Annotated in this window: 28 protein-coding genes; 16 read left to right on the top strand and 12 right to left on the bottom strand. The window is 70.1% G+C overall.

Annotated elements, in window-relative coordinates; genetic code table 11:
* Window positions 1-49 precede the first annotated feature (49 nt).
* The 3 genes from IE109_RS06260 to IE109_RS06250 all read right to left on the bottom strand — a co-directional run bounded on the left by IE109_RS06260 (window position 50) and on the right by IE109_RS06250 (window position 2,686).
* Complete coding sequence (locus tag IE109_RS06260; protein WP_189549741.1) at window positions 50-1,081, bottom strand: alanine racemase; 1,032 nt, start codon at window positions 1,079-1,081, stop codon at window positions 50-52.
* A 62-nt stretch (window positions 1,082-1,143) separates the two neighbouring features.
* Window positions 1,144-2,262, bottom strand: coding sequence for a lipid II:glycine glycyltransferase FemX (locus IE109_RS06255; RefSeq protein WP_189549740.1), 1,119 nt, complete (start codon window positions 2,260-2,262; stop codon window positions 1,144-1,146).
* A 109-nt stretch (window positions 2,263-2,371) separates the two neighbouring features.
* On the bottom strand, window positions 2,372-2,686 hold the full coding sequence (locus tag IE109_RS06250) for a hypothetical protein (protein WP_189549739.1): 315 nt from the start codon (window positions 2,684-2,686) through the stop codon (window positions 2,372-2,374).
* Window positions 2,687-2,957: 271 nt separating this feature from the next.
* On the opposite strand from IE109_RS06250, the gene rpsF reads away from it, so the two are divergent.
* The 4 genes from rpsF (at window position 2,958) to rplI (ending at window position 4,677) form a co-directional block, all read left to right on the top strand.
* A complete protein-coding gene (rpsF, locus tag IE109_RS06245; protein ID WP_004950685.1) occupies window positions 2,958-3,248 on the top strand; it encodes a 30S ribosomal protein S6 in 291 nt (96 codons plus the stop codon).
* A gap of 77 nt (window positions 3,249-3,325) precedes the next feature.
* Window positions 3,326-3,913 (top strand): single-stranded DNA-binding protein, encoded by a 588-nt coding sequence (locus IE109_RS06240; protein ID WP_189549738.1) that lies wholly within the window; start codon window positions 3,326-3,328, stop codon window positions 3,911-3,913.
* Window positions 3,914-3,976: 63 nt separating this feature from the next.
* Complete coding sequence (gene rpsR, locus IE109_RS06235) at window positions 3,977-4,213, top strand: 30S ribosomal protein S18 (protein ID WP_005315025.1); 237 nt, start codon at window positions 3,977-3,979, stop codon at window positions 4,211-4,213.
* Between the two features lie 17 nt (window positions 4,214-4,230).
* Window positions 4,231-4,677 (top strand): 50S ribosomal protein L9, encoded by a 447-nt coding sequence (gene rplI / locus IE109_RS06230; protein ID WP_064069759.1) that lies wholly within the window; start codon window positions 4,231-4,233, stop codon window positions 4,675-4,677.
* A gap of 152 nt (window positions 4,678-4,829) precedes the next feature.
* Here the strand turns inward: rplI and IE109_RS06225 are convergent, their stop codons facing one another.
* Entirely contained in the window at window positions 4,830-6,167 is a 1,338-nt protein-coding gene (locus IE109_RS06225; RefSeq protein WP_189549737.1) for an MATE family efflux transporter, read from the bottom strand.
* 424 nt (window positions 6,168-6,591) lie between these two features.
* Between IE109_RS06225 and dnaB the strand changes: the two genes are divergently transcribed.
* The 3 genes from dnaB (at window position 6,592) to IE109_RS06210 (ending at window position 10,708) form a co-directional block, all read left to right on the top strand.
* Entirely contained in the window at window positions 6,592-8,082 is a 1,491-nt protein-coding gene (dnaB, locus tag IE109_RS06220) for a replicative DNA helicase (RefSeq protein WP_189549736.1), read from the top strand.
* Between the two features lie 51 nt (window positions 8,083-8,133).
* Window positions 8,134-9,228 (top strand): DNA polymerase III subunit beta family protein, encoded by a 1,095-nt coding sequence (locus IE109_RS06215; protein WP_189549735.1) that lies wholly within the window; start codon window positions 8,134-8,136, stop codon window positions 9,226-9,228.
* Window positions 9,229-9,331: 103 nt separating this feature from the next.
* The gene (locus tag IE109_RS06210; protein WP_189549734.1) at window positions 9,332-10,708 is read left to right on the top strand and encodes a serine hydrolase domain-containing protein; all 1,377 of its coding nucleotides are present in this window, start codon (window positions 9,332-9,334) and stop codon (window positions 10,706-10,708) included.
* 65 nt (window positions 10,709-10,773) lie between these two features.
* Here the strand turns inward: IE109_RS06210 and IE109_RS06205 are convergent, their stop codons facing one another.
* On the bottom strand, window positions 10,774-11,226 hold the full coding sequence (locus IE109_RS06205; RefSeq protein WP_189549733.1) for a GNAT family N-acetyltransferase: 453 nt from the start codon (window positions 11,224-11,226) through the stop codon (window positions 10,774-10,776).
* Window positions 11,227-11,264: 38 nt separating this feature from the next.
* Window positions 11,265-11,726, bottom strand: coding sequence for a MarR family winged helix-turn-helix transcriptional regulator (locus IE109_RS06200; RefSeq protein WP_189549732.1), 462 nt, complete (start codon window positions 11,724-11,726; stop codon window positions 11,265-11,267).
* A gap of 140 nt (window positions 11,727-11,866) precedes the next feature.
* Between IE109_RS06200 and IE109_RS06195 the strand changes: the two genes are divergently transcribed.
* The 4 genes from IE109_RS06195 (at window position 11,867) to IE109_RS06180 (ending at window position 15,996) form a co-directional block, all read left to right on the top strand.
* A complete protein-coding gene (locus IE109_RS06195; protein ID WP_189549731.1) occupies window positions 11,867-13,081 on the top strand; it encodes an MFS transporter in 1,215 nt (404 codons plus the stop codon).
* Window positions 13,082-13,145: 64 nt separating this feature from the next.
* The gene (locus tag IE109_RS06190; protein WP_189549730.1) at window positions 13,146-13,580 is read left to right on the top strand and encodes a GlcG/HbpS family heme-binding protein; all 435 of its coding nucleotides are present in this window, start codon (window positions 13,146-13,148) and stop codon (window positions 13,578-13,580) included.
* A gap of 232 nt (window positions 13,581-13,812) precedes the next feature.
* Window positions 13,813-14,109: a hypothetical protein gene (locus tag IE109_RS33995; protein ID WP_189549729.1), complete on the top strand. Its 297-nt coding sequence runs from the start codon at window positions 13,813-13,815 to the stop codon at window positions 14,107-14,109.
* Between the two features lie 123 nt (window positions 14,110-14,232).
* A complete protein-coding gene (locus tag IE109_RS06180) occupies window positions 14,233-15,996 on the top strand; it encodes a globin domain-containing protein (protein ID WP_189549728.1) in 1,764 nt (587 codons plus the stop codon).
* A gap of 199 nt (window positions 15,997-16,195) precedes the next feature.
* Here the strand turns inward: IE109_RS06180 and IE109_RS06175 are convergent, their stop codons facing one another.
* From IE109_RS06175 to IE109_RS06160, 4 genes are all read right to left on the bottom strand, one after another.
* Complete coding sequence (locus IE109_RS06175; protein ID WP_189549727.1) at window positions 16,196-16,675, bottom strand: NUDIX domain-containing protein; 480 nt, start codon at window positions 16,673-16,675, stop codon at window positions 16,196-16,198.
* A gap of 61 nt (window positions 16,676-16,736) precedes the next feature.
* Window positions 16,737-17,633: a LysR family transcriptional regulator gene (locus IE109_RS06170; RefSeq protein WP_189549726.1), complete on the bottom strand. Its 897-nt coding sequence runs from the start codon at window positions 17,631-17,633 to the stop codon at window positions 16,737-16,739.
* A 218-nt stretch (window positions 17,634-17,851) separates the two neighbouring features.
* On the bottom strand, window positions 17,852-18,973 hold the full coding sequence (locus IE109_RS06165; RefSeq protein ID WP_189549725.1) for a cystathionine gamma-lyase: 1,122 nt from the start codon (window positions 18,971-18,973) through the stop codon (window positions 17,852-17,854).
* Between the two features lie 80 nt (window positions 18,974-19,053).
* Entirely contained in the window at window positions 19,054-19,434 is a 381-nt protein-coding gene (locus tag IE109_RS06160) for a phage holin family protein (protein ID WP_189549724.1), read from the bottom strand.
* Between the two features lie 51 nt (window positions 19,435-19,485).
* Between IE109_RS06160 and IE109_RS06155 the strand changes: the two genes are divergently transcribed.
* The 4 genes from IE109_RS06155 (at window position 19,486) to IE109_RS06140 (ending at window position 21,857) form a co-directional block, all read left to right on the top strand.
* On the top strand, window positions 19,486-19,803 hold the full coding sequence (locus IE109_RS06155) for a cupin domain-containing protein (RefSeq protein ID WP_189549723.1): 318 nt from the start codon (window positions 19,486-19,488) through the stop codon (window positions 19,801-19,803).
* Between the two features lie 163 nt (window positions 19,804-19,966).
* Entirely contained in the window at window positions 19,967-20,179 is a 213-nt protein-coding gene (locus IE109_RS06150) for a DUF5326 family protein (RefSeq protein ID WP_189550097.1), read from the top strand.
* Between the two features lie 368 nt (window positions 20,180-20,547).
* Window positions 20,548-21,273, top strand: coding sequence for an IclR family transcriptional regulator (locus IE109_RS06145; protein WP_229890628.1), 726 nt, complete (start codon window positions 20,548-20,550; stop codon window positions 21,271-21,273).
* Window positions 21,274-21,422: 149 nt separating this feature from the next.
* The gene (locus IE109_RS06140) at window positions 21,423-21,857 is read left to right on the top strand and encodes an SsgA family sporulation/cell division regulator (RefSeq protein WP_189549722.1); all 435 of its coding nucleotides are present in this window, start codon (window positions 21,423-21,425) and stop codon (window positions 21,855-21,857) included.
* Between the two features lie 116 nt (window positions 21,858-21,973).
* On the opposite strand, the gene IE109_RS06135 is transcribed toward IE109_RS06140, so the two are convergent.
* Window positions 21,974-23,308, bottom strand: coding sequence for a YibE/F family protein (locus IE109_RS06135; RefSeq protein WP_189549721.1), 1,335 nt, complete (start codon window positions 23,306-23,308; stop codon window positions 21,974-21,976).
* Between the two features lie 199 nt (window positions 23,309-23,507).
* On the opposite strand from IE109_RS06135, the gene thiC reads away from it, so the two are divergent.
* On the top strand, window positions 23,508-25,289 hold the full coding sequence (thiC, locus tag IE109_RS06130) for a phosphomethylpyrimidine synthase ThiC (protein ID WP_189549720.1): 1,782 nt from the start codon (window positions 23,508-23,510) through the stop codon (window positions 25,287-25,289).
* Window positions 25,290-25,384: 95 nt separating this feature from the next.
* Here thiC and IE109_RS06125 read toward each other — a convergent pair whose 3' ends face one another.
* A complete protein-coding gene (locus tag IE109_RS06125; RefSeq protein ID WP_189549719.1) occupies window positions 25,385-26,209 on the bottom strand; it encodes an ABC transporter permease in 825 nt (274 codons plus the stop codon).
* Window positions 26,210-26,337 lie beyond the last annotated feature (128 nt).

Raw genomic sequence — 26,337 nt, 5'->3', positions numbered from 1 at the left:
GTGGCGCCGGTGTCCGGTGGCGCCCGGTGACCCGTGGCGCCCGGCGGTCCTACCGCTCGACCAGGCGGTCGAACTGCGTCGTGGTGTGCCGAAGGTGGGCGACCAGCTCGTCGCCGACCTTCGGCTCCTGGGCGTCGGACGGCACGAACAGGATCGACACCTGCATGTGCGGCGGTTCGGCGAACCAGCGCTGCTTGCCCGCCCACACGAACGGCGACAGATTGCGGTTCACGGTCGCCAGGCCGGCCCGCGCCACGCCCTTGGCGCGCGGCATCACGCCGTGCATGGCCTTCGGCGCCTCCAGGCCCACCCCGTGCGACGTGCCGCCGGCGACGACGACCAGCCAGCCGTCGGACGCCGCCTTCTGCTGGCGGTAGCCGAAACGGTCGCCCTTGGCGACGCGGGTGACGTCCAGGACCGCGCCGCGGTACTCCGTCGCCTCGTGGTCGCCGAGCCACAGCCGCGTACCGATGCGCGCCCGGAACCGGGTCTGCGGGAACTGCTGCTGGAGCCGTGCCTGCTCGTCGGCCTTGAGGTGACTGACGAACATGGTGTGCAGCGGCAGCCGGGCCGCACGCAGCCGGTCCATCCAGCCGATGACCTCCTCGACGGCGTCGGTGCCGTCGGTGCGGTCCAGCGGCAGGTGCAGGGCGAAGCCCTCCAGGCGCACGTCCTCGATGGCCGCGTGCAGCAGGCCGAGCTCGTGCTCGCCGATGCCGTGCCGCTTCATCGAGCTCATGCACTCGATGACGACCCGGGCGCCGACGAGGGCGTGGACGCCGTCCACGGACGACACCGAGCGGATCACCCGGTCCGGCAGCGGAACCGGTTCCTCACCGCGCCGGAACGGGGTGAGGACCAGCAGGTCACCGCCGAACCAGTCCTTGATGCGGGCCGCCTCGTAGGTGGTGCCGACCGCCAGCATGTCGGCCCCGAAGCGGGACGTCTCCTCGGACAGGCGCTCGTGGCCGAAGCCGTAACCGTTGCCCTTGCACACCGGGACGATGCCCGGGAACTGGTCGATCACGGTCTTCTGGTGCGCCCGCCAGCGAGCGGTGTCGACGTAGAGGGAGAGCGCCATGGCCGGCCCGGAACCTTTCTGTGGCTGCGGTGTGTCAGAGGTGTGTACGAGACTACGGAACGTCAGCGGCGGGACATGTACATGTCCAGAGCCTTGTGCAGCAGCTTGTTCAGCGGGAAGTCCCACTCGCCGATGTACTCGACGGCCTCGCCGCCGGTGCCCACCTTGAACTGGATCAGGCCGAAGAGGTGGTCGGTCTCGTCCAGCGAGTCGCTGATGCCGCGCAGGTCGTAGACGGTCGCGCCCATCGCGTAGGCGTCGCGCAGCATGCGCCACTGCATGGCGTTCGAGGGCCGGACCTCGCGGCCGATGTTGTCGGAGGCGCCGTACGAGTACCAGACGTGGCCGCCGACGACGAGCATGGTGGCCGCCGACAGGTTCACGCCGTTGTGGCGCGCGAAGTACAGCCGCATGCGGTTGGGGTCCTCGTTGTTGAGGACGGTCCACATGCGCTGGAAGTACGACAGCGGGCGGGGCCGGAACCGGTCGCGCACGGCCGTGATCTCGTACAGCCGCTGCCACTCGGCGAGGTCCTCGTAACCGCCCTGGACGACCTCGACGCCGGCCTTCTCGGCCTTCTTGATGTTGCGCCGCCACAGCTGGTTGAAGCCCTTGAGGACGTCGTCGAGCGACCGGTTGGCCAGCGGCACCTGGAAGACGTAACGCGGCTGTACGTCGCCGAAGCCGGCGCCGCCGTCCTCACCCTGCTGCCAGCCCATCTTGCGCAGCCGGTCGGACACCTCGAAGGCGCGCGGCTCGATGTGCGAGGCCTCGACGTCGCGCAGGCGCTTGACGTCCGGATCCTGGATGCCCGACTTGATCGCGGCCGCGTCCCAGCGGCGGATCACGACCGGCGGGCCCATCTTCACCGAGAAGGCGCCCTGGTTCTTCAGGTGCGCCAGCATCGGCTGGAGCCATTCGTCCAGGTTGGGCGCGTACCAGTTGATCACCGGGCCCTCCGGCAGGTACGCGAGGTAGCGCTTGATCTTCGGAAGCTGGCGGTAGAGCACCAGGCCGGCGCCGACCAGCGTGCCGTCCTTGTCGAACCAGCCCAGGTTCTCCGACCGCCACTCGGTCTTCACATCAGCCCATGCGGGGACCTGGCAGTGACTCGCCGCAGGCAGGCTCTGGATGTACGCCAGATGCTGCTCTCGGCTGATGGTCCTCAGGGTCAGGCTCATGCGGGGCGCTCCTCGGCAGGTGTGTCCCCATGGGTACAGGGGCTCCGGCTCTCGCGCCGAAGCCTACTGGCACCGGGGAGCGCCCCGACTGGCCGTACGCCAGGAGGGCCTAACCGAGCACGCCGCCGAAGAGGCCGCCGTGGGCCATTCCGAGCCCCAGACCGATCGCCGAGGCCCCCATACCGATGATCAGCAGGGTGCGTTCGCGTGTCGTCTCGGAGATGTACTGGCCGTAGGCGCCGGTGACGATGCCGATCAGCCCGGCCCACGAACTGATCAGGTGGAGGCTGTGGAACTGGGCCGTGACGAAGGCGACGGCTCCCAGCACCAGAGTCACCGCCATCAGCGTGTCCTGGAGCGGATGGGGCTTGCCGTCCGTGGCGAAGAGGGACGAGGTGGGGTGACGGTGGAATGCCTGGGCCATGAGGTACCTCCTGGCTGTGCCGGAAGGCGGCGCATCGTAGCGCCGCACGCACCCGATGTGTACAGATTGCGTCCCCTGGCCACCGGATTTCAACCGGAAGCCGGTGTGCGGGTACTCTGTACGGTCTGCACCGGTGTCTGCCCATGCCCTGATCCGGATCCCCCGTTCGCGAGGGTGATTGTCAGTGGCGGCGGATACCGTTGCTCACGCATCACGACCCTCCTGCCACGGAACGACCGTGGCCGCTGAGTCCAAAGGAGGTGGGTTCCACATGCGTCACTACGAGGTGATGGTCATCCTCGACCCCGATCTCGAGGAGCGCGCTGTCTCCCCGCTGATCGAGAACTTCCTCTCCGTCGTCCGTGAGGGCAACGGAAAGGTCGAGAAGGTCGACACCTGGGGCCGTCGTCGTCTCGCTTACGAGATCAAGAAGAAGCCCGAGGGCATCTACTCGGTCATCGACCTGCAGGCCGAGCCTGCGGTCGTCAAGGAGCTCGACCGCCAGATGAACCTGAACGAGTCGGTCCTCCGGACCAAGGTCCTCCGTCCCGAGACCCACTGAGCCCTCTCGCTCAGAGGTATTTCGGGTTCGAGTAGCAGCAGCAAGCAGCCAGAAGCAATCCCGCCGAGAGGTTCCCCATGGCAGGCGAGACCGTCATCACGGTCGTCGGCAATCTTGTCGACGACCCCGAGCTGCGCTTCACCCCGTCCGGTGCGGCGGTCGCGAAGTTCCGCGTCGCGTCCACTCCCCGCACCTTCGACCGTCAGACCAATGAGTGGAAGGACGGCGAGAGCCTGTTCCTGACCTGCTCGGTCTGGCGCCAGGCGGCGGAGAACGTCGCCGAGTCTCTTCAGCGAGGCATGCGCGTCGTCGTGCAGGGCCGGCTGAAGCAGCGGTCGTACGAGGACCGCGAGGGCGTCAAGCGCACGGTCTTCGAGCTGGACGTCGAGGAAGTCGGCCCCAGCCTCAAGAACGCCACGGCCAAGGTCACCAAGACCACGGGCCGGAGCGGTCAGGGCGGCCAGGGCGGTTACGGCGGCGGCCAGCAGGGCGGCGGCAACTGGGGCGGTGCCCCGGGTGGTGGCCAGCAGGGTGGCGGCGCTCCCGCCGACGACCCGTGGGCGACCAGCGCGCCGGCCGGTGGCCAGCAGCAGGGCGGCGGAGGCAGCTGGGGCGGAAGCTCCGGCGGTTCCGGCGGCGGCTACTCGGACGAGCCCCCCTTCTAGGCCCCTCCAGGGCTTCAGGGTTCAGGCTCGTACCCCACTTCTTGATCACACAGGAGATACACCATGGCGAAGCCGCCTGTGCGCAAGCCGAAGAAGAAGGTCTGCGCATTCTGCAAGGACAAGACCGCGTACGTGGACTACAAGGACACGAACATGCTGCGGAAGTTCATTTCCGACCGCGGCAAGATCCGTGCCCGCCGCGTTACCGGCAACTGCACGCAGCACCAGCGTGACGTCGCCACGGCCGTGAAGAACAGCCGTGAGATGGCGCTGCTGCCCTACACGTCCACCGCGCGATAAGAGAGGGTGACCGAAACATGAAGATCATCCTCAAGCACGAGGTCTCCGGCCTCGGCACCGCCGGCGACGTCGTCGACGTCAAGGACGGCTACGCTCGCAACTACCTGGTCCCGCGCGGTTTCGCGATCCGCTGGACCAAGGGTGGCGAGAAGGACGTGGCGCAGATCCGCCGCGCCCGCAAGATCCACGAGATCGCGACCATCGAGCAGGCCAACGAGATCAAGGCTCAGCTCGAGGGCACGAAGGTGCGCCTGGCCGTTCGCTCCGGCGACGCCGGCCGTCTCTTCGGTTCCGTGACCCCGGCCGACATCGCTGCGGCGATCAAGTCCGCGGGTGGCCCCGAGGTCGACAAGCGCCGTGTCGAGCTCGGCTCGTCGATCAAGACCCTCGGTTCGCACCAGGTCTCCGTGCGTCTGCACGCCGAGGTCGTCGCGAAGCTGGGCGTCGAGATCGTCGCCGCCTGAGCATTGGGCTCAGCGCTCCGCCTGCGGTCGCCCGGCGATCGGCAAGCACACTGAAGGGCCGCACCTCCGGGTGCGGCCCTTCTGCTGTGCCCGGGAACGGTTCCCGGGTGCCGCGTGTTCGTCCTGTTTCACGTGAAACAGGACGACCGGCGTCAGCGGGTGGCGCCCGTCACCACCCACCGGCCGGAGCGCATCCGCAGCCACAGGGTCACCATCCGGACCGCCATCATCAGACCCATGGCCCACCAGAGCGTGGTCAGCCCGCCACCGAACACCGGCACCAGCAGGGCGACCGGAGCGAAGACGACGAGCGTCACCACCATGGCCCCGGCCAGGTAAGGGCCGTCTCCCGCCCCCATCAGCACACCGTCCAGGACGAAGACGACACCGGCGATCGGCTGGGTGATCGCCACGACCAGCAGGGCGGGCAGGAGCGTGTCCTGTACGGTCCCGTCGCCCGTGAACAGCGGGACGAAGAGAGGACGGGCGAGGACGATCAGCGCGCCCAGGAGCAGCCCGGAGGCGATGCCCCACTCCACCATGCGGCGGCAGGCCCGCCGCGCCCCCTCGGCGTCTCCGGCGCCCAGGTAGCGGCCGATGATGGCCTGCCCCGCGATGGCGATGGCGTCAAGGGCGAAGGCCATCAGGCTCCACAGGGACAGGATGATCTGGTGGGCGGCGACATCGGCGTCACCGAGCCGGGCGGCCACACCGGTGGCGATCATCAGGACCGCGCGCAGCGAGAGCGTACGGACCAGCAGCGGGACGCCTGCCTGAGCGCTGGCCCGGATACCCGCGGCGTCGGGACGCAGTGACGCGCCATGGCGCCTGGCCCCTCGTACGACCACGAACAGATAGGCCGCCGCCATACCGGCCTGGGCGATGACCGTGCCCCACGCGGAGCCGGCGATGCCGAGGCCGGCACCGTACACCAGCACGACGTTCAGGACCGCGTTGGCCGCGAATCCGGCGATGGCGACGTACAGGGGGGTCTTGGTGTCCTGGAGGCCGCGGAGGACGCCGGTGGCGGCGAGGACGATCAGCATGGCGGGTATGCCGAGGCTGGAGACGCGGAGGTAGGTGGTGGCGTAGGGGGCGGCGGTGTCGGAGGCGCCGAAGAGGTCGACCAGCCAGGGGGCCGTCGGGAGGGCGACGGCGATGACGGCCAGACCCAGGAGAAGTGCCAGCCAGATGCCGTCCATGCCCTGGCGGATGGCCGAGGGCAGATCACCGGCACCCACCCGGCGGGAGACGGCCGCGGTGGTGGCGTAGGCGAGGAAGACGAAGACGCTCACGCCGGTGGCCAGGAGGGCGGCCGCGATACCGAGACCGGCGAGCTGGGGGGTGCCGAGGTGGCCGACGATGGCGCTGTCGACCATGACGAAGAGCGGCTCGGCGACGAGCGCTCCGAAGGCCGGGACGGCGAGCGCGAGGATCTCGCGGTCATGCCGGCGCCGGTCGCTCTTGGGTCGCGCGGGTGCCTGGGACATGCAGGCAATCTAATCTTCCACAGGTAAGACATGCAAGGGTCATTGGGTCCTTACGGATCACCAAGTTGACGCTCGTGGTGTGCGCCGTTTGTTCTGATCTTGGTCCAGCGGGAAAAGTTTTTCTCCCCCACAGCCGGTGGACGGAAAAGCAGCAGGTCAGAGGCGTTGTCTCGGTGTGGCTATGAGTTTGTCCACACGGCTGTCCCCCGCTCCGTGCACAGGTTCTGCGGGGTTCTCCACAGCATCTGGGTCTTCACCCACAGGCCCTGTGGATAACCAGATTGGCTGACGGTGCCCGCGGGCCTACCGTGGTCCGGCGCTCGACGCGCCAGAAGCGGAGTTGAGCCACTCGCTTTGTCAGTGTCGTGCCGTAGAAAGAGTGGCACGGCGAGGGTCCGCTGAGCGGACGGGAGGAGGTGGGCCGGTGAGCATTCCCGAGCCCTTGGACGACCCCTGGGCCGACACCGGTCCCAGTGACCGTCTGCCCGTCACCCGCCAGCGCGGCAGTGACAGCAGAAGCCGCGGCGCGGGCCGCGACGATCAGCACGAGCGGGGCAGCGACACCGGCCCGTGGGACAGCGGTGCGGGCGGCTTCGAGCGGGTACCCCCGCAGGACCTGGACGCCGAGCAGTCCGTCCTCGGCGGCATGCTGCTCTCCAAGGACGCGATCGCGGACGTCGTGGAGATCATCAAGGGTCACGACTTCTACAAGCCGGCCCACGAGACGATCTACACCGCGATCCTCGACCTCTACGCCAAGGGCGAGCCGGCCGACCCCATCACGGTGGGCGCCGAGCTGACCAAGCGCGGGGAGATCAACCGGGTGGGCGGCGCCTCCTACCTGCACACCCTCGTCCAGTCGGTGCCGACCGCGGCGAACGCCTCGTACTACGCCGAGATCGTCCACGAGCGGGCGGTCCTCCGGCGGCTCGTCCAGGCCGGCACCAAGATCACACAGATGGGATACGCGGCCGACGGCGACGTCGACGAGATCGTCAACTCGGCCCAGGCGGAGATCTACGCGGTCACCGAGCAGCGCACGAGCGAGGACTACCTCCCGCTCGGCGACATCATGGAGGGCGCTCTCGACGAGATCGAGGCGATCGGCTCGCGCAGCGGCGAGATGACCGGCGTACCGACGGGCTTCACGGACTTCGACTCCCTGACGAACGGCCTGCACCCCGGCCAGATGATCGTCATCGCCGCCCGTCCCGCCATGGGCAAGTCGACGCTGGCGCTGGACTTCGCGCGTGCGGCATCGATCAAGAACAACCTGCCGAGCGTCATCTTCTCCCTGGAGATGGGGCGCAACGAGATCGCCATGCGCCTTCTGTCGGCGGAGGCCCGCGTGGCACTGCACCACATGCGGTCGGGCACGATGACGGACGAGGACTGGACCCGGCTGGCCCGCCGCATGCCGGACGTGTCACAGGCCCCGCTCTACATCGACGACTCCCCGAACCTGTCGATGATGGAGATCCGGGCCAAGTGCCGCCGGCTCAAGCAGCGCAACAACCTCAAGCTCGTCGTCATCGACTACCTCCAACTGATGCAGTCCGGCGGCTCCAAGCGAGCCGAGAGCCGACAGCAGGAGGTGTCGGACATGTCGCGAAACCTGAAGCTGCTGGCCAAGGAGCTGGAGCTCCCGGTCATCGCCCTGTCGCAGCTGAACCGTGGCCCCGAGCAGCGGACCGACAAGAAGCCGATGGTCTCGGACCTCCGTGAGTCAGGCTCCATCGAGCAGGACGCCGACATGGTCATCCTGCTGCACCGCGAGGACGCGTACGAGAAGGAGTCGCCCCGTGCGGGCGAGGCGGACCTGATCGTGGCGAAGCACCGTAACGGCCCGACGGCGACCATCACGGTCGCCTTCCAGGGCCACTACTCGCGCTTCGTCGACATGGCGCAGACCTGATCCCTGCGGAGTTTTGACCTTCATGTTGGTCGAAGGCCGACAATCGCGGCCATGGACGAGACGACCGAAGCGCGGTTGACCATCGGTGCCTTCGCGCGCCGGGTGGGGCTGGCGCCGAGTGCCCTGCGGTTCTACGACGACTGCGGTGTGCTGCGGCCCGCCCACATCGATGACGCGACCGGCTACCGCTTCTACGAGCCGGGTCAGGAAGTCCGGGCCGGACTGGTGCGGCGCTTGCGGGAAGCGGGTCTGCCGCTGGTGGACGTCGTGGCGGTGCTCGACGGCGGCCCCGATGAGGCCCGCGCGGTGCTGGAGAACCACGCCCTCCGGAGCCGCGATATGGCCGCGGCGGCCCAGGCGGCTGTCGACAGCGTGCTGCGGGATCTGCACGGCGCGGCCGGGGGTGCGGCGAGCGGACCGGAGACGGGGCGGACGCGGGCCCGGGTCGGGGGAGCGGAGTTCGCCGGCGCGGTACGGCAGGTGGCCCCGGCCGTGGCCGGCGGGGCACGGGGGGAGTTCCCCGAGCTCGGCTGCGTACTGCTCGAACTCGACGGTCATGAGGTGCGGCTGGTGGCCACGGACCGCTTCCGCCTCGCGGTCCGGGTGCTGAGTGCCGCAGCTGCCGAGGGACGGTCCCGTCAGGTGCTCGTGGACGTCACGGAGATGCGGGACCTCGCGTCCTGGGCTCTGCGCGAGGCCGAGATCACCCTTGAGAGCGACGACCGGGGCATCCGGGTCCTCGGCGGCGGCGGGACGCGCGCTCTGGCGGTCACCGACGGGACCTTCCCGGAGTACCGATGGGTCCTGGACGCGCTACCCCCGGTCGCGCACCGGGTGATCACCGGCCGGACGGATCTCCTCGATGCGGTGGCCGCCCATTGCGGGAAGCCGGCCATCGCCCTGCGCGCGGAGGAGCAGCGGCTGGTGCTCTCCGGCAGCGGAGCGGGGAGCACCGTCCTGCGCGCCGTCTGCCCGGGGCCGCCGCTGGACATCGCGTTCGACCCGGAGGTGCTCCTCGGAGCGCTCGAGGCGGCGGTGGGGCCGGACGTCCTGCTGGAGAGTTCCTCGCCGACGCAGCCGGTCATGGTGCGCTCCGCGGACCAGGGCAGCTTCACCACTCTGGTCATGCCGGTCGGCCGGGTGTGAGGGGGACGCCCTGGAGGCCGCCGGCCACATCGTGCGGCTGTCGGAGGGCGGCGGCGGCCGAACGCGGTCGACGGTGCCGGTCCCTGGCGGATACACCTGGGGCATGACCTCATCTTTCGAAGACCTTCTTCCCGGTACCGCGCGTGCCCTGCTGCACCGGGTGGCCACCGCGCAGGCCGAAGGGCGGGTGCCCTCGCTCGTCGGCGCGGTCGCCAGGGACGGCAGGGTGCTGTGGGAGGGCGGGCGCAGTTGCGTCGACGGGCACGTCCCGGACGCCGACACGCAGTACCGGATCGGATCCATCACCAAGCCGTTCACCGCCGTCCTGGTGATGCGGTTGCGGGACGAGGGCCTGCTGGACCTGAACGACCCACTGGAGAAGCACCTGCCCGGGACGGGGGTCGGCGAGGTGACGGTCGCCCAGCTGCTCGGGCACAGTGCGGGGCTGGCCGCCGAATCCCCGGCGCCGTGGTGGGAGCGGACTCCGGGGTCGCTGCGCCCGGAACTGGCCGATGTGCTCGGTGAGAAGCCGGCGCTGCATCCGGCGGGCCGTCTCCACCACTACTCCAACACCGGCTACACACTGCTGGGTTCGCTGATCGAGGCGGTACGCGGGGTGAGCTGGGAGCAGGCGCTGCAGGCCGAGATCCTCGATCCTCTCGGACTGACACGTACGACCACCCGGCCCGTCGCCCCGCATGCCGGGGGCTGGGCGGTGCATCCGTGGGCCGATGTGATGTTGCCGGAACCGGCCGAGGACCTGGGACTGATGGCGTCGGCGGGCCAGCTGTGGTCGACCGCCTCGGACCTGTGCCGGTTCGCCGTCTTCCTGACCGAGGGCGACGAGCGGGTACTGCGTGCCGAGACGCTGCGGGAGATGCGCACCCCGGCCGTACCCCCGGAGGCCGGTGACTGGGACAGCGGTTACGGGCTCGGGTTGCAGTTGGTACGGCGGGGTGGACGGACCCTGGTGGGCCACTCCGGCTCCCTGCCGGGGTTCCTCGCCGGGCTGTGGGTGAGCGTGGAGGACGGGGTCGCCGCGGTCGTCCTGGCCAATGCCACGTCCGGGCCGGCACCCGGCGTGATCGCCACCGACCTCGTACGGATCGTCGCCGACGCGGAGCCGCGTATCCCCGAGCCCTGGCGCCCGCTGCCCGGCATCGATCCGGCCCTCCTGGAGCTGACCGGTCCCTGGTACTGGGGCACGTACGCCTACGGCCTGCGGGTTCTCGGGGGCGGGGGTGTGGAGTTGTGCCCGTTGCGAGGGCAGGGGCGCGCCTCCCGCTTCCGTGCGGAGGCGGACGGGACCTGGACGGGGCTGGACGGCTACTACACCGGAGAGACCCTGCGGGTGGTGCGGCGCGGGGACGGCTCGGTGAGCCACCTCGACCTCGGGTCGTTCGCTTTCACGCGCGAGCCGTACCAGCCGGGTGACGCGGTGCCGGGTGGTGTCGACCCGGCGGGTTGGCGCGGGCTCTGACCCAGGACGGATGTTTCACGTGAAACGGTCGGCGGGGGTCTCGCCGACCGTGTGGGTCATGGCCGTCACAGGACCATCTTGAAACCCACGTGGGAGGCCTCGAAGCCGAGCCGCTCGTAGAAGCGGTGCGCGTCGGTACGCGTGGCGTCGGAGGTCAGTTGGACCAACTGGCAGTGCTCGCGCCTCGACTGGGCGACTGCCCACTCGATGAGCTGCGTGCCGAGGCCACTGCCCCGCTCGTCGGCGTGGACGCGGACCCCCTCGATGACCGACCGGGTCGCGCCGCGCCGTGACAGTCCGGGGACGATGGTGAGCTGAAGCGTCCCGACGACCCGCTCCGCCCGTAGGGCGACGACCAGGTGCTGGTGAGGGTCGGCCGCCAGTCGACGGAAAGCGGCCGTGTACGGAGTGAGGTCGTCGGGCGACTCGCGCTGTGCCCCGAGGGGGTCGTCGGCAAGCATGGCCACGATCGCGGGAATGTCGGCGAGGGCCGCGGGCCTGATCTCAAGATCGCTCATAGACCGCAGGCTATGTCCAGGGCGCCCGCCGGGGAAGGTCAGCCCACCGGTACGTGCAGTTCCTCGACCGCCCTCACGAGCGGGGCGAGCTCCGGGTTCTTCGCGGCCTCGTCGAGGGCTTCCCGAAGGGCGGCGTCATTGGTGGGCCGGGCCTCGGTGAGCAGGGCGAGGCCGGCTTCCGTGACATCGGTGTAGATGCCGCGTCGGTCGGTGTCGCAGAGGTAGCGCGTGAGCAGGCCGCGGTCCTCGAGGCGGGTGACGAGCCGGGTGGTGGCGCTCTGGCTCAGGACGACCGCGTCGGCCACCTGCTTCATCTGGAGGTGGCCGCCGGGCCCGCTGTGCTGTCGGCTGAGGACGTCCAGCAGGGAGAACTCGCGCACGCTCAGGCCGTGCCCGGCCTCCAGTGCGCGCTCGATGTGGGCCTCGATCCTGCCGTGAAGCAGAGAGAGAGCGCACCAGCCCTGCGAGAGGGCGGTGAGTGCCGGATCTGTGGCGGTCATGGGATCTCTCCTCGGTCCCGGAGCGGCTTGCCACCAGGATAGACGACGCGCGCAATAGCCCGCGCTTGCAATTAACCAGCGTCTGCAACTATTGTCGACGCCTGTAAGGCGCAGACGCAATCTTCTGGAAGGTGCATTCCATGCCCCTCGCGCTTCTGGCCCTCGCCATCGGGGCCTTCGGTATCGGGACGACCGAATTCGTGATCATGGGCCTGCTGCCCGAGGTGGCCGCGGACTTCCAGGTGTCCATCCCCACCGCCGGTCTGCTCGTCACCGGCTATGGCCTCGGTGTGGTCCTCGGCGCCCCGCTGATGACCGCCCTCGGTACGCGGATCTCCCGCAAGCGGATGCTCATGCTGCTGATGGTGCTGTTCATCGCGGGCAACGTGCTCTCCGCCGCCGCGCCGGCCTTCGGGGTCATGCTCGCGGGCCGCGTAGTGGCCTCGTTCGCCCATGGCGCCTTCTTCGGCATCGGCTCGGTCGTCGCCGCCGACCTGGTCGCCCCCGAGAAGAAGGCCGGAGCGATCGCGATGATGTTCACCGGCCTGACCGTCGCCAATGTCGTCGGCGTGCCGCTCGGCACCTTTATCGGTCAGAGCGCCGGCTGGCGTACCACGTTCTTCCTGGTCGCCGCGCTCGGTGTGCTGGGCCTGCTCGGCGTCGCCAAGCTCGTACCCGAGCAGCCCAGGCCCGAGGGGGTGCGACTGCGACACGAGATCGCGGCCTTCCGCAACGTGCAGGTCCTGCTCGCCATGGCGATGACGATTCTCGGCTTCGGGGGAGTGTTCGCCGCGATCACCTACATCACCCCGATGATGACCGACGTCGCGGGCTACTCCGCCGGCTCCGTCACCTGGCTGCTGGTCCTCTTCGGCCTCGGCATGGTCGGCGGCAACCTGATCGGCGGCGCGTTCGCCGACCGCGCGCTGATGCCGTTGCTGTACGTGTCGCTGACCGCGCTCGCCCTGGTCCTGGCCCTGTTCACCTTCACCGCTCACGACAAGGCCGCCGCAGCCGTGACTCTCACCCTGATCGGCGCCCTGGGCTTCGCGACCGTGCCGCCCCTGCAGAAGCGCGTCCTGGACCAGGCGTCCGGCGCCCCCACCCTTGCCTCCGCCGTGAACATCGGCGCCTTCAACCTGGGCAACTCACTGGCGTCCTGGCTCGGCGGCCTCGTCATCGCCGCCGGACTGGGCTTCACGGCGCCCAACTGGGTCGGTGCCGCGCTCGCCGCGTCCGCGCTGGTCCTCGCCGTCCTCTCCAGCGCTCTGGAGCGCCGGGACGCCGGGCGCCGAAGCCGCGTCGTCGCCGGGGCCGCGTCCGAGAAGGCCGTGGTTCCGGTGTCCCAGGGCTGACGCACCCGCCGACCCCGCACCCCAGTACCGCCTACGTACCGCTCGCACACCAAGGAGAACCCGTATGAGCACCACCGCCACCGCCACCGCCGTCGCCCCGCTGACCATCCAGGACGCCGAGGCCCTCGTGGAAACGGCCCGCCGTGCCGCCGAGACGGCCGGTGTGGCCGTCGCCATCACCGTCCTGGACGCGGGCGGTCACCTGCTGGCCTTCCGCCGGGACGACCGCGCCGTACTGATCGCCGGAGAGACAAGCACGCGGAAGGCGTACACCGCCCTCCAGCTCAACGCCCCGACCGCGGATCTGGTCGACGCCGTACAGCCGGGCGGCCTCTTCCACACGCTGCCCACCGCTCTCGACCGCCCCCTCCTCTTCATCGCCGGTGGCGTCCCCGTCCACCGCGACGGCCGCCTGGTCGGCGCGATCGGTGTGGGCGGCGGCGCCCCGGAGCAGGACCACGGCTTCGCCACCGCCGCGGCGGAAGCCTTGGCGGCATAGGGCCCGGCACGTCACCGCGCCCGGCGATCGTTGGCGCCCGTCTCCTCCGCCCGGACCGCTCCGGGCGGAGGAGACGGGCGCTGTTTCACGTGAAACATGAGGTCGGGCGCCGATCACCGGGGGGTGAACCACAAGGGCATTCTCGACGCGCGTCGGCGAAGTGAAGATCGCGAACCGACTCTGTGCAGAGTTGGGGGTGGAACTGGACGAGCGTGTTGCATACGGTGATTCCATGTCCGACGCGGAGATCTTCGCGACGGTCCCGGTAGCGGTGGCGATCAACGCGGACCATCATCTGTCCGGGCCTGCCACACACGCCGATACGGGAGGCGATCTCCGCGAAGTCCACGAACCGGCACGACACCGCCGTTGGTTCGAGGACAGGGCGGTAACGCAGCCTAACGAAAACTGGGGACGAAATCCGGGCTTTCCGCTCTCCCTCCGACGAGTCGGCCACTCCTGCCATGCTGCGACCACGGCAAACGCGGTCGATGCCACGGCCAGTGGCACCCCTTCCGATTCCCGGTGAGACCGAGGGTTACTGTGGGCGGCGGCGGGCACCGAATACGAGCCGAAAACGGCGAATTGAGGCACCTTCCGGGCCGGCGGAAGTGCACAGACCGACCGAGAGATGTTCGAGGCGAGGCACTCTATGGACGCTCCGACCACCATGTCGGCCGACAACGGCACTTCCAGTGACAGCGGCGGAGGGGGTGGCTGGTTCACCCCGCGCAAGCCGGTCACCCAAGGGCCCACCGAACCCGCGCCGTCCCCTGCCGCAGAGGCGGCGGACCACGAGGCGGGTGGCCGGGAGGCCGCGGACGGAAGCCAGGAGCGCATAGCCGGGCAGCGCCGGCCGCTGACCTCCATACGCATGGTCGGCGCCAACGGGCCGGCGCGTACGGCCGGGCCACGGACGGCCTCCGCGCACCCGGTGGCCGCCCCGGCGACTCCCGAGCCGGCCGCCGTCCCATGGCCCGACGGCTCGGGCCGCCCGGTCCATGAGCGGCCCGCCGACCGGCCCGCCACCCCGGCGCCCCAGGGCGCCCCCGCCGACGCCCCCGACGGCCCCGGGCAGCAGCCCGCCCCGTACGACATGCCCGTCGGCCACGGTGAGCGGCTCCGACACCCGGACGGCGCCCCCCACCCGGCCGTCCCGGACGGCCGGGAGCCCGCCCCCCGGCCCCGGACGCCCGCGCCCGACCCGGACGCGGCCCCGCACCGCGAGCCCCCCGCCACGCCCAGCCCCGCGACCGCCGGCGCCACGCCGCGCCCCGCGACCGCCGACGCCACGGCCACCGAATCCGGATCGCCCGACGCGGTACGGGTCCGGCGGACGCTCCGCGAGGTCGAACCCGTGGCGGACAAGGTCACCTCGTACTTCTACGCTCTGCTCTTCACCCGCAACCCCGAGTTGCGCGCCCTGTTCCCCGCGGCGATGGAGGCACAGCGCGACCGGCTCCTCAAGGCACTGCTCACCGCGGCCGAGCACATGGACGACGCCGGGGTGCTCACCGAGTACCTTCAGCACCTCGGGCGCGGCCACCGCAAGTACGGCACCGACGCCTCCCACTACCCGGCCGTCGGCGAGGCTCTCATCGGGGCGCTCAGCCGGTACGCGACGACGACCTGGGACGAGGAGACGGAGGCCGCCTGGGTCCGGACGTACACCACGATCTCCCAGATCATGATCGACGCGGCTGCCGAGAACGAGCGGCACGCCCCGGCCTGGTGGCACGGCGAGGTGGTGTCGCACGACCTGAGAACACCCGACATCGCGGTCATCACGGTCCGCCCCGACCAGCCCTATCCCTTCCTGGCCGGGCAGTACACGAGCCTGGAGACGCCCTGGTGGCCGCGGATCTGGCGGCACTACTCCTTCGCCTCCGCGCCCCGCTCCGACGGTCTGCTGTCCTTCCATGTCAAGGCCGTCCCGGCCGGCTGGGTGTCCAACGCCCTGGTCCACCACGCCCGGCCCGGCGACGTGCTGCGCCTGGGGCCGCCCGCCGGCTCGATGACCGTCGACCACACCACCGACAACGGACTCCTCTGCGTGGGCGGCGGCACCGGTATCGCGCCCATCAAGGCGCTGGTGGAGGACGTCGCCGAGCACGGGGCCCGGCGCCCGGTCGAGGTCTTCTACGGTGCCCGGACCGATCAGGACCTGTACGACATCGACACCATGCTGCGGCTCCAGCAGGCCCACCCCTGGCTGGAGGTGCGCGCGATGATCGACGGCAGGACGCAGCTGCCGGACGTGGTGCGCGAGTTCGGGCCGTGGAACGAGTACGACGCCTACCTCTCGGGCCCGGCCGGCATGATCCGCAGCGGGGTCGACGCGCTGCGCGGTGCCGGCGTGCCCTACGAGCGGATCCGCCACGACTCGCTGGAGGAGCTCGTGGCGACGGCCGACTAGGGGGCGCCCGGCGGGCCCGGGAGCACGGGGCCCCGGCCTGGGGGGTGTCTTTCGGATCTCGCCGGGCTCGCGTGCCCCGGCACGCGCGTCCGCGGCGTTGTCGTCGGTCGCCCATGCTCCGCGGTGGCTCCCTCCTCCGCCTCGCGTCCGCACGCACCGGACCCCGCTCCCTGATCCGGCCTGGTCCAAAAGACACGCCCTAGCCCAGGTCGGGGGCGTGCATCGCCCGTACGCCCTCGATGTTCCCGTCCAGGTAGTGCCGCAGCGACAGCGGTACGAGGTTGACCGCGGCGATACCGACCCGGCTGAAGGGGACCCGCACGATCTCGTATTCGCCGAGCGGCTCCTCCACCTCCGGTCCGTGCCGCTGCGAGAGGTCCATGGACTCCAGCCGGCAGACGAAGAAGTGCTGCACCTTCACGCCCGAGACGCCACCGTCCACGATGTGCTCGACGGTGTCGACGAAGCACGGCACCACGTCCATGATCTTGGCGCCCAGTTCCTCGTGCACCTCGCGGTGGAGCGCGTCGACCACCGTGGCGTCATCCGGCTCGACCCCACCACCCGGTGTGAGCCAGTAGGGATCCATGCCGGGCTTCGTACGCTTGATCAGGACGAGGTCGTCGCCGTCGAGCAGGATGGCGCGTGCGGTGCGCTTGACCACTGGACGTTCGGTCATGGCTTGAAAATGGCCCGTGGCGCACCTTCTGAAACCCCGGGGGCGCACCACCCACGGGTGGTCACCAGTCCGTCGCGGCGCGCAGCAGCGCTTCGTGGGCCCGCGCGATGTGCGGCAGGGACAGCGTGCCGGTGCGCACGACCACGAAATAGGTCCGCAGCGGCGGTACCGGTGGGTCGAGCAGGGCCACCAGCCGGCCCTCGGCCAGGGCGTCCTCGCACAGGTAGCGGGGCAGTACGGCGAGCCCGGCGCCCGAGGCGGCCGACTCCAGGACGGCGCGCAGGTCCGGTGCGACGACGGTGGCCGCGGCGGCCGGCTTCGACTCGAAGACGGCCGCCCAGTACCGCGCCACGAACGGCAGCGACTCGTGCACCTCGACCACCGGCAGCTGCTCCAGCACCACGGCGCCCCGGCGCAGCAGGACGCCGGGGGCCAGCCGGGCGGCCCAGCGCGGGGAGGCGACCAGGACGTGCTCCTCGTCGCAGAGCGGTGTCGCGGTGAGCAGTCCGCCGCGGGGGCGGGCGGTGGCGATGGCCAGGTCGTGGTGGCCGGCGGCGAGCCCGTCGAGGACCTCCTCGGCGGCGGAGACCAGCGAGGTGCGCACCGCGAGGCCCTGGGAGACCAGTGAGGTGAGGGCGGGCAGGGCGCGTACGGAGGTGAACTCGGGCGGGCCGGCCAGGTGGAGGGTGCGCACCCCGGACTCGTCGTCGAGACCGGCCTCGGCGATCTCGACGAGCGCGTCCAGATGGGGTGCCGCGCGGTGGGCGAGCTCGTCGCCGATGGTCGTCGGGGTGACACCGCGGGCCTGCCGCAGGAAGAGCGGGCTGCCCAACTGGCGCTCCAGCGTCCGGATCTGGCTGGTCACGGCTGGTTGTGAGAGGCCCAGAAGGGCGGCGGCGCGGGTGAAGGAACCGGCCCGGTGCACCGTGACGAACGTGCGCAGCAGCGCCAGATCCATGCGCCTCCCCCCTCCCGCCCCCCGACCACGTCCGGCTAGCGGTGTCTCAGGGCCGACCGTCCAACTATAAATAAGTCGATAGGTCCCTGTCGCTACCGTGATTGGACACTGACACAGAGTCAACTAGCCTTGAGCACGCGGTCATCCGCCGAAAAGCGCGGACGGTCCGAGCCATGAGGGGGGAGGCTCGGACCGTCCGTTCGTCGTACGCGTCGTGCTCAGCGCACCTCGTCGAGCGCGCGCAGTACGTCCGCCACCAGATCCTCGGCGTCCTCCGCTCCGACCGAGAAGCGGACGAAGCCCTCGGGTACCGCGTCCCCGCCCCACCGGCCGCGCCGTTCGGCGGTGGAGCGCACCCCGCCGAAGCTGGTCGCGTCGTCCACCAGCCGCAGCGCCTCCAGGAAGCGCTCCGCCCGCGCCCGGTCGGGCAGGACGAAGGAGACGACCGACCCGAAGCGCCGCATCTGCCCGGCCGCCACCTTGTGCGAAGGGCCGCCGGGCAACCCCGGATACCGCAGCCCCGACACGTCGTCGCGGGCCGCCAGCGCCTCGGCGAGGGCCAGCGCGGTGGCGCACTGCCGGTCGACGCGCAGCTGGAGCGTGGCCAGCGACCGATGGGCGAGCCAGGCCTCCATCGGGCCCGGGATCGCCCCGGCGATCTTGCGCCAGCGCCGGACGGACCCGGCCAGCGACGCGTCGCGGCAGGCCACGTGCCCGAGCAGGATGTCCCCGTGCCCGGTCAGCCCCTTGGTGCCGCTGGCCACCGAGAAGTCGGCGCCCAGCTCCAGCGGCCGCTGCCCCAGGGGCGTCGCGAGCGTGTTGTCGACCGCCACCAGGGCGCCTTCCTCGCGGGCGGCGGCCACCAGGCGCCGGACGTCGCAGACGTCGAGGCCCGGGTTGGACGGCGTCTCGATCCACAGCAGCCGCGCCCCGCCCAGCACCGACAGCTGTGCGTCGCCACCGGTCGGCGCGGTGCGCACCTCGATCCCGTACGCCGCCAGCTGCTCGCGGACCAGCGCGAGCGCCTGGTAGCCGTCGGCCGGCAGGACGACCGCGTCGCCCGTCTTGAGCTGCGAGAACAGGACGGAGGAGATGGCGGCCATCCCGGACGCGAAGACGACCGTCTCGACATCCGTCCGGCCCGGCACCTCCAGCTCGCCGATGGCCCGCTCCAGGTGCGTCCAGGTCGGGTTCTCGTCCCGCCCGTAGGTGTACGGGCCGGTCGGCTCACCGGGCAGGTGGTAGTGGGCGGCGAACACCGGCCCCGGCAGGGTCGGCTCGTAGGCCCTCGCTTCGGGCAGCCCGGCCCGTACCGCCCTCGTCCCCTCGCCCCACGTCATGCGCCACGCTCCTTCGGACTCCGCCGGGCCTCGGGGCCGCGGCAACCGTATTCTCGTGGACCCGCCGGACCGGGCGACGGTCAGTCCTTGCCGTCGGGGAGGACCACGTTCATCGCCCACGAGACCACGGAAATGATCAGGCCGCCCAGGACCGCGGTCCAGAAGCCCTCGACGTGGAAGCTCAGGTCGAGCTTGTCGGCCAGCCACGAGGTGAGCAGCAGCATCAGCGCGTTGACGACCAGCGTGAACAGGCCGAGCGTGAGGATGAACAGGGGCAGCGTGAGCAGCTTCACGACCGGCTTGACCAGAACGTTCACGATGCCGAAGACCAGGGCCACCAGGACCAGCGTCAGGGCCTTCCTGCCGGTGCTGTCACCGGTCAGGGTGATGTCGGCGAGCAGCCAGATCGCCACGGCCAGAGCGGCCGCGTTCGCGATCGTCTTGACGAGGAAATTCATCATGTGTCTGATCGTGGCAGACATGACAGCACCGAGCGCAGGGACGGACGGGCGATGAGGGCATTCCGACTGGACGAGCTGGAGGCGGAACGCGCCGCCAACGACGGCGCGTATCTGCAGTTCCTGCGTGAGCGGAACATGTCGGTGGGCCTGTACGCGCTCGACGCGGGACAGCTCGACCCGCAGCAGCCGCACAAGGAGGACGAGGTGTACTTCGTCGTCAGCGGGCGCGCGTCGATCACGGTGGGGACGGAGACCACGCAGGTGGGGCGGGGCAGCGTCGTCTACGTACCGGCCGGCGTGCCGCACAAGTTCCACCACATCACCGAGGACCTGCGGGTCATGGTGGTGTTCTCCCCTCCGGAGAGCTGACGGCCGGCGCCCGGCCGGAGGCTTCGGGGCGGGGTTCCCTAGGGGGAGGATCAGGGGGAAGCGGGGGCCGGGGAGCGTCCGGCCGGGGTTCCCGGCACCTAGCATCGAGGGTGTCCGAACGACAGGACGTGTCACCGGAGATGAGGTAGGGACAATGGCGGCGATTCGGAACGTTCTCGCGGGGATGCCCTGGTGGGTGAAGTGGATCGCCATACCCGTCATCGCCCTCGTGGTGTTCGGCAGCCTGATCGGGACGGTGCTCGGCGTGCTGATCGGGCTGTTGTTCAAGGTGCTCGTGTTCGCGGTGCTCGTCGGCGGACTGATCTACGTCGTGCGGAAGTTCATGTCCTCGTCGTCGTCGCGCGGGGACTGGTGACGCCTTCCGGGACCGCGCCGGGACAGGCGTACGAAAACCTCGTCCGCCTGCCCGGCCGGGAATCCGGCCGTTAGCCCGCGCGGGGGAACGGCCCCGGCGAAACCTCACCCCGAACGGAGGCTGCCATTAGAGTGGCGAGTCTCCACTGCCCTTGGATTCAAGGGGTCTACTTACGCCCTACCAGCGGTTTGTACGACTGTACGGGGCGAAACGCCTGGGGGTGACCTTTGGCCACGGCACCGCATTCCCGTACCCCTTCCCGAACCGCGACCTCTCCCACGATCCCTGTCCCGAGCCTTTCCGCGAGCCCCGCAACGAGCCCTTCGGCGAGTTCTTCCGCGCCCGCTCCGCCGACCCTGATCGCCTCCGTGCAGCGGGCGTTGCGGCTGCTGGAAGCCGTCGGGTCGCATGCCGACGGCGCTCCCGCCAAGCAGCTCGCCCGTGAGGCGGGTATGCCGCTTCCCACGGCGTACCACCTGCTGCGGACGCTCACGTACGAGGGTTATCTGCGCCGGGAGCAGGGGTTGTTCGTCCTCGGTGACGCGGTGGGGCGGCTGGCGCGTGGCGAAGCTCTGCAGAATCGTCGCAGCAAGATCGAGAATTCTCTCGCGCACTGGCGCGACACGATCGGCGTCCCGGTGTACTTCGCGGTGTACCGGGACGGTGAGATCGAACTCGTCTCGGTCTCCGACACCCCCGCGGCGCCCGCCGTCGACGAGTGGGCCGACTTCCGCGAGACGGGCCACGCCCATGCGATCGGCCAGTGCCTGCTGAGCCAGCTCGACGAGCGGGACCGCCGCGACCACCTGGACCGCCACCCCGTCCAGCCCATCACCCCGTACACCGTGCGTGACGGCCGGACGCTGCTGGCGAGGCTGAGGACCACCGAGCGGACCGGGCCGGTGATCGAACGTCAGGAGTACGCCCTCGGTACGGTCTGTGCGGCCATCCCCATTTCGGCGGGTTCCGCCGTTGCCACAATGGCCATTTCCGTACCCTCCCACCAGGAACAACGGTTGCTTCCGGCAGTCGATCGGCTGCGCCGGGAGGTGGGACAGCTCTTCAACTCGCTTGCTTTCTCTATCAGTATCTGAAAACTCACTCCTTGTGATCCTGTAGTGCTTACAGGACGATTACGTCAAGAGGTCAGCACGGATCATTACTGGCCGTTTTTCCAGCCGCTTTCCTCACCGATCTTCATCAGCCGTTGTTCACCACTGCTTCATCCATTGCGGGGTACATGATGCGCGAGTCGGTTCAGGCCGAAGTCCTGATGAGCTTCGTCGTCTCCGAGGAGCTGTCCTTCAGGATTCCGGTCGAGCTGGGGTACGAGACCAGAGACCCCTTTGCTGTCCGGATGACATTCCACCTTCCCGGCGACGCGCCTGTGACCTGGGCATTCGGTAGAGAACTGTTGGTGGACGGCATCAACGGACCGAGCGGCGACGGCGATGTGCACATCTCCCCGACCGGCCTCGAGGACCTGTCGGACGTCAGCATCCAGCTGCAGGTCGGTGCCGACCGCGCGCTGTTCCGGTCCAGCGCCCCCCCGCTGGTGGCCTTCCTCGACCGGACGGACAAGCTGGTGCCGCTGGGCCAGGAGCGCACGCTCGGGGACTTCGAGGAGCACCTGGAGGAGGCCCTCGGCCGGATCCTCGCGGAGGAGAACGCCGGCTGACGGCGGCGGCCGGCCCGGGGACGCCGCACGGCGCGCCCCGGGCCGGCCGCTCCCCGCGGACACGGCGTCAGGGAGCGGCCGTCGCCGGTGCGTACGGCACCGGCCGGCCGGTGCGGTTACTTCTTGCGCCGCCGGCCGCGTCCGCCTCCACGTGCCGCCGTCGCCGGTGTGGCGCCCGGCCGGTCCGCTGAGACGACCAGGGCCGCCAGCGCGGTGGTCACCGGCACCGAGGCCACCAGGCCGATCGAACCCACCAGAGTCCGCACGATTTCCTCGGCGACCAGTTCGCTGTTGGCGACCGTCCCGACGCTGCTCTGCGCGATCGAGAACAGCAGCAGCAGGGGAAGCGCCGCACCCGCGTAGGCGAGCACCAGGGTGTTCACCACCGAGGCGATGTGGTCACGGCCGATGCGGATGCCGGCGCGGTACAGGGCGCGTGGCCCCATCCTGGGGTCCGCTTGGTGCAGTTCCCACACCGCCGACGTCTGGGTCACCGTCACGTCGTCCAGGACGCCGAGCGACCCGATGATGACGCCCGCGAGCAGCAGACCGGACATGTCGATGTTCGGGTAGAGGCCGTGGATGAGGCCCGTGTTGTCGTCGGTGTTGCCGGTCAGCGAGGCCCAGCCGATGAACAGCGAGCCCAGCAGCCCGATCAGCAGCAGCGAGATCAGCGTGCCGATCACGGCCACCGAGGTGCGTGCGGTCAGGCCATGGCAGCTGTAGAGCGCGATCAGCATGATCGCGCTGGATCCCACCACCGCCACCACCAAGGGGTTGGAACCCTGGAGGATGGCGGGGAGGATGAACAGCGTCAGGACGGCGAAGCTGACCGCCAGCGCGACCAGGGCCATCACGCCCCGCATCCGGCCGACCGCCACCACGGCCAGCGCGAAGATGCCGGCCAGGAGCAGCATCGGTACCTTGCGGTTCACGTCGGTGACCGAATACTGCAGGTCACGAGGGGCGTCGGGGGCGTACGCCACCACCACGCCCTGGCCCTGCTCCAGTTGCCGGGGAGCGTCCGGCTGCACGATCTCGACGAAGGTGCGGCCCTGGTTCTCCCCGGTGGTGACCTCGATCGTCGCCTTCGCGCACTGTCCCCGCTGGGCGTCGACCGCCTCGCGCCCCTCGGGCGTGGTGGTGTCGCCGGTCGGCGGGACCTGCGCGGCGTTCACGTCCTTGCAGTCGACCCGGTCGACCCGGACCACCGTCCCCTGCTCGGTCTGCCGGTCGAAGCCCACACCCGTCCGCTCGTGCTCCGGGGCGCCGCCCGGCCACAGGACGGCGAGGCCGACCAGCACCGCGGTCGCGAAGGGGATCAGGACCGCGGCGATGACCTTGCGCAGGTGCTTGGAGACGGGCGCCGCGGGGCCGTGGCTGTGGCCGTGGCTATGGGTATGACCATGTGCCTGTCCGGTCGGTTCGGGGGACTGCTGCGAGGAAGTCACCGACCGATCATCGCAAGAACGACCGGGGCCCTCTGTTCAGCGCGGCCGGGATGGCGCTAGCGTGGTGGCACCTTTGCACACGCGGGAGCTCGGAGCACCGGGCTGAGAGGGCGCTGACATCCGTACGAAGGGTACGGAAACGGCTGCGTCGACCGCCGAACCTGTTACCGGGTAATGCCGGCGTAGGGAGTAGGTCACGATGACCGTTCAGGACGCACGCACGCCTGCCTCGAACCAGAACGACGAGGCCGGGAAGTCCATCGGCTGGCACAAGGGGTACATCGAGGGCTCGCGCCCCGACCTCCGGGTGCCGGTCCGCAAGGTGCACCTCACCAACGGCAAGGACGTGACGCTGTACGACACGTCGGGGCCGTACACCGACCCGAACGTCGAGACCGATGTACGCCGCGGCCTGGAGCCGCTGCGGGAGAACTGGATCATCGCCCGTGGTGACACCGAGGAGTACGCGGGCCGCCCGGTCCGCCCCGAGGACGACGGGATCAAGCACACCTCGCCGCGCGGTGGACTGCGCAACCTCGACGCGGTCTTCCCCGGCCGCCCGCGCCAGCCCCGCCGAGGCCGCGACGGGCAGGCGGTGACGCAGCTGGCGTACGCCCGCCGGGGCGAGATCACTCCCGAGATGGAGTACGTCGCCATCCGCGAGAACGTCTCCCCCGAGGTCGTGCGGGAGGAGATCGCGGCCGGCCGGGCGGTGCTGCCGGCCAACGTCAACCACCCGGAGATCGAGCCGATGATCATCGGCAAGCGGTTCCTGGTCAAGGTCAACGCCAACATCGGCAACTCGGCGGTCACCTCCTCCATCGAGGAGGAGGTGGAGAAGATGACCTGGGCCACCCGCTGGGGAGCCGACACGGTCATGGACCTCTCCACCGGCCGCAACATCCACACCACCCGTGAATGGGTGCTGCGCAACTCGCCGGTCCCGATCGGCACCGTGCCGCTCTACCAGGCCCTGGAGAAGGTCGACGGCAAGGCCGAGGAACTGACCTGGGAGATCTACAAGGACACGGTCATCGAGCAGGCCGAGCAGGGCGTCGACTACATGACGGTCCACGCCGGCGTGCTCCTGCGGTACGTGCCGCTGACGGCCCGCCGCAAGACCGGCATCGTGTCCCGTGGCGGCTCCATCATGGCGGCGTGGTGCCTGGCGCACCACAAGGAGTCGTTCCTGTACGAGAACTTCGAGGAGCTTTGCGAGATCCTCGCCGCGTACGACGTGACGTACTCGCTCGGCGACGGCCTGCGCCCCGGATCGATCGCGGACGCGAACGACGAGGCGCAGTTCGCGGAGCTCAGGACGCTCGGTGAGCTGAACACGATCGCCAAGCGGCACAACGTACAGACCATGATCGAGGGCCCGGGCCACGTCCCGATGCACAAGATCAAGGAGAACATCGACCTCCAGCAGGAGATCTGCGAGGAGGCGCCGTTCTACACGCTCGGACCGCTGACCACCGATGTGGCCCCGGCCTACGACCACATCACCTCGGGCATCGGCGCGGCGATGATCGCCTGGTGGGGTACGGCGATGCTCTGCTACGTCACGCCCAAGGAGCACCTGGGCCTGCCCAACCGGGACGACGTGAAGACCGGTGTCATCACCTACAAGATCGCCGCGCATGCGGCGGACCTCGCCAAGGGCCACCCGGGGGCTCAGGAGTGGGACGACGCGCTGTCGGACGCCCGGTTCGAGTTCCGGTGGGAGGACCAGTTCAACCTGGCCCTCGACCCGGACACCGCGCGGGAGTTCCACGACGAGACGCTGCCCGCCGAGCCGGCCAAGACCGCTCACTTCTGCTCGATGTGCGGGCCGAAGTTCTGCTCCATGAAGATCTCCCAGGACATCCGGCGCGAGCACGGTGGTGATCTCAAGGAGCGGGAGATCGAGGACGGCATGGCGGAGAAGTCCAAGGAGTTCGCCGCGGCGGGCAACCGGGTCTACCTGCCACTGGCCGACTGACCGCGACCGGGGGAGCGCCGGCCTGTTTCACGTGAAACATCTGTTCGTTCCACGTGAAACAGGCGCTTGTCCCGGTGAGTACCGGCCAGGGTGCCTCAATCAGGCCGGTGCTCCGGGCCCCCGAAATCGGGGCTGCTGAAGTCGGGGCTGGTGAAGGTGGGCCGGGAGCCGGTGCCGCCCTCACTGGGGCTCGAGAACTCCGGTCCGCTGTACCCCATCTTCGGGATGCGGCCGACGTGGTGCGGCGGCACCCCTGAGAGGGGGTCCGCACTGGGATCCGCCAGCGCGTCCCGCAGGAACGGCAGGATGCCCCGCTCCAGCAGGGCGTGGCGCCACGCCTCCTTGGCGCGGGCGACCTCGTCGGGCAGCTCGTCCCCCGGCTCCTGCGCGGGTACCTGGGTTGAGCTGTTGCGCAGCGCGGTGATCAGCAGGCCGATCGCGGCGGCGAGGATGCCGACCGCCGTGACGGCTCCGAAGAACCACCCTGCCGCCAGCAGGGAGTCCGCGAAGGCGGGAGCCGGGTCGAGCATCTTCAGGACGTAGCCGACCAGCAGGAAGATGACGGCGGCCGTACCGGCCAGAACCGGCGCCAGCACGGTGACGATGACACCGACCCCGGCGCCCGGTCCGTCGCCGGTCCCGTCACCGGGTGAAGCCAGGACGGACTCGATCGCGGACACCCCGCCGGAGGTGCGGGATTCCTCGCGCACCTTGACGAAGTGGTCGTACTCCGCGGCGGCGGCCGCGGATATCAGCGCGGTTGCGTTCAGCGCCATGGTGCGCAGCTGCTCGTTGTTGAGCCGCTGCCCGATCCCGGCGAGATCCGGACGGTCGTGCGCGGTGCGCAGTGCGTCGTCGAGGACCCGCTCGTACTCGGCGCGGTCCTCGGTCAGCAGGTGCGGAGCGCTTTTCATCTGCATCCCCCGATGCTCCGTAGGACCCGGACCGCCCGCGGAGAACGGGCCGCCGGGCAGAAACGGAGGAGAGCCTGCCAAGGAAATACCGATGGTAGAGCGGGCACGGCCGGGGGTGACAGGGGAATTCCTGA

This window comes from Streptomyces lavendofoliae (genome assembly GCF_014649735.1).
GTDB classification, from domain to species: domain Bacteria; phylum Actinomycetota; class Actinomycetes; order Streptomycetales; family Streptomycetaceae; genus Streptomyces; species Streptomyces lavendofoliae.
Note: the sequence above shows the minus strand (reverse complement) of the source record. Positions and strands in the feature narration are given on the sequence as shown.